The sequence below is a fragment of the Flavobacterium sp. UBA4854 genome (genome assembly GCF_002399805.1).
Classification (GTDB): domain Bacteria; phylum Bacteroidota; class Bacteroidia; order Flavobacteriales; family Flavobacteriaceae; genus Flavobacterium; species Flavobacterium ginsengisoli.
The window spans coordinates 51,754-55,190 of record NZ_DHEI01000054.1; the positions used below are offsets into that span (position 1 = coordinate 51,754).

Genomic DNA, 3,437 nt, shown 5'->3' on the forward strand with positions numbered 1-3,437 from the left:
GGAATAATAACTTTTAATTTACCTGACTGACTGATAACTAAAATTTTATCGCTTGGTTTAAATTCGCCCAACAACTCTCCTCTCGCATCAACATTTAAACGTTTTACGGTATCATCAAACCAAACTTTTCTTGGTAGTAAAGTCGAAATTCCTTTTTCTTTTAATTCGATTTTCTTGATTGGATATTTTGTAACCAAATTTCCTTTCGAACCACGTCCTTTAATCGCTAAATTAGCAAAATCAATATCGAATTTCAGCTTCTTAATCGTTCCAACCTGACGCAATAAGATAGTCACAACTTCAGCTTCTCCGTTTGGGTTATGCGAAAAATAAACTACCTGAGAACCATTTGTTCCATTTGTTAAATCGTAGGCTTTATCACGTGTTACTCCAGTAACATTAAAACGCTTTATGTATGATGGACCTGATTTACCATCACGATACATCATGTTATAAATAGTTCGTTTATCATTTTTATCAAAAACGGCCGCGTGAATAATATCTTTTCCTATAAAAGTCTTAGAATCTACTTTTGTAATCATCAATGTTCCATCGCGTAAAAACACGATAACATCATCAATATCAGAACAATCACCTACGTATTCATCTTTCTTTAAACTTGTTCCCACAAAACCTTCTTCGCGGTTTACGTATAGTTTTGTGTTACGTAAAACTACTTTTGTAGCCTCTACATTATCAAAAACTCGAAGCTCGGTTTTACGTTCACGCCCTTTTCCATATTTCTCTTTTAATTTGGTAAAATACCCAATAGCAAAATCTGTAAGATGCTCTAGATTGTATTCTACCTCTTTCATTTCTTCTTCCAATCTCGAAATCAATTCGTCTGCTTTATCAGAATCGAAACGCGTAATACGAATCATTGGAATTTGAGTCAAACGCTGTAAATCTTCATCATTGATTTCTCTTACGAATGATTTCTTGAAAGGCTCAAATCTATCATACAAGTATTTATATAATGATTCTCTGTCTCCATATAATTTGAAGTCAATGTACATTTCTTCGCGAATGAAGATTTTCTCCAAAGTAGAGAAATGCCATTTATTCTTTAATTCTTCTAATTGAATTTCAAGCTCTTGCTTAAGCAGCTCAACCGTTCTTTCTGTCGAAATCCTCAACATTTGAGAAACACCAATAAACAGAGGCTTATTATCTTCAATAACGCATCCTAAAGGCGCTACAGAAGTTTCACAAGCTGTAAATGCAAATAATGCATCAATAGTTTTATCTGGTGAAACTCCTGGAAAAAGATGAATTAAAATCTCAACATCGGCTGCAGTATTGTCTTCAATTTTCTTGATTTTGATTTTGCCTTTTTCATTGGCTTTCAAAATACTGTCAATTAAACTCGAGGTATTGGTAGAAAACGGAATCTGAGTAATCACCAATGTATTTTTGTCTAACTGCGAAATTTTAGCACGTACGCGTACACGTCCGCCACGCATTCCGTCGTTATAATTCGAAACGTCGGCAATACCCTGCGTCATAAAATCAGGATAAAGCGTAAACGGTTTTCCTTTTAAGATTTTAATCGAAGCATCAATTAATTCATTAAAATTATGAGGTAAAACCTTTGTTGACAAACCTACTGCAATACCTTCTGCTCCTTGCGCTAAAAGCAATGGAAATTTTACAGGAAGATTAATTGGTTCGGCTTTTCTACCATCATATGATAATCCCCAGTCTGTAATTTTTGGAGAATATAAAACCTCCAAAGCAAATTTAGATAAACGTGCTTCAATATAACGCGAAGCTGCTGCTCCATCACCAGTTAAGATATTTCCCCAGTTTCCTTGGCAGTCTATCAATAAATCTTTTTGTCCAATTTGCACCATTGCATCACCAATACTTGCATCTCCGTGTGGGTGATACTGCATGGTGTGCCCTACTACATTGGCAACTTTATTATAACGGCCGTCATCTAGCTCTTTTAAAGAGTGCATAATACGACGCTGAACAGGTTTAAATCCGTCTTCGATAGCGGGAACTGCACGTTCCAGAATTACATACGAAGCGTAATCCAAGAACCAATCTTTGTACATTCCGGTTACTTTCGTAATAACGTCTTCGCCTTCTTCTTCCTGATTTTCGTAAAAATGCTGTCCTTCAAATTGTCTAGCATCTACGTCGATAATCTCATCTTCATCTCCATTTTGATTGTCATCAAACTGGTTTTCATCTTGATTATTCTCGTCGTCGTTTGGAATTATGTTATCGTCTTCTTCGTCTTTCATATATTTTGTTCAGTATAACTACTAAAAAATTCTTCTACTTTAATTTTAAGCTTCCTCAAGCTCATCAATTTCAACCTTCAGATTCTTGATAATAAACTCTTGCCTATCTGGGGTGTTTTTTCCCATATAGAAAGACAACAATTGCTCAATTGAAGTATGTTTGTCCATCATAACGGGATCAAGACGGATGGTATCTCCAATAAAGTTTTTAAACTCGTCTGGAGAAATCTCTCCCAAACCTTTAAATCGGGTGATTTCTGGTTTTGGTTTTAGTTTTTCAATCGCGTCTTTTCTTTCTTCTTCAGAATAACAATAAATCGTTTCTTTTTTGTTTCTCACTCTGAATAAAGGTGTTTGTAAAATATACAAATGCCCTTCTTTTATTAATTCTGGGAAAAACTGAAGAAAAAATGTAATCAAAAGCAAACGAATGTGCATTCCGTCGACATCGGCATCGGTTGCGATTACAATATTATTGTAACGTAATTTTTCTAATCCGTCTTCAATATCAAGTGCTGCTTGCAATAAATTGAATTCCTCATTTTCATACACGATTTTCTTAGTCATTCCGTATGAATTCAAAGGTTTACCACGTAAACTGAAAACGGCTTGTGTATTTACGTCACGCGACTTTGTAATCGATCCGGAAGCCGAATCTCCCTCGGTAATAAAAAGCGTGCTTTCTAAGTTTCTTGGGTTTTTGGTATCAGGAAGATGCGCACGGCAATCTCTTAGTTTTTTGTTGTGAAGATTGGCTTTTTTAGCACGATCTGTTGCCAGTTTTCTAATTCCAGATAATTCTTTTCGCTCACGTTCTGCCTGAAGAATTTTACGCAATAAAGCATCTGCAGTTGTTGGATTTTTATGCAGGTAGTTATCTAATTTCGTTTTGATGAAATCGTTTACGAAAGTACGAACAGAAACTGCTGGCGTTCCATCATCAGAGCCCATATCGGTAGAACCTAATTTTGTTTTGGTCTGTGACTCAAAAACCGGTTCCATTACTTTAATACTAATAGCACTTACAATCGATTTACGAACATCTGATGCTTCGAAATTTTTATTATAAAATTCACGAATGGTTTTTACAACTGCCTCACGATAAGCCGCTAAGTGCGTTCCTCCTTGAGTTGTGTTCTGTCCATTTACGAAAGAGTGATATTCTTCACTATATTGCGTTTTACT

Annotated in this window: 2 protein-coding genes; both read right to left on the bottom strand. The window is 35.5% G+C overall.

Features of this window, described 5'->3' with window-relative positions; all coding sequences use genetic code 11:
* Positions 1 to 2,252: DNA gyrase/topoisomerase IV subunit A (locus B3J44_RS08215; protein WP_286967714.1), on the bottom strand; the 2,252-nt coding region annotated here is incomplete at its 3' end.
* Between the two features lie 45 nt (positions 2,253 to 2,297).
* Positions 2,298 to 3,437 (bottom strand): toprim domain-containing protein (locus B3J44_RS08220; protein WP_286967716.1); only part of this gene is annotated, 1,140 nt, incomplete at its 5' end.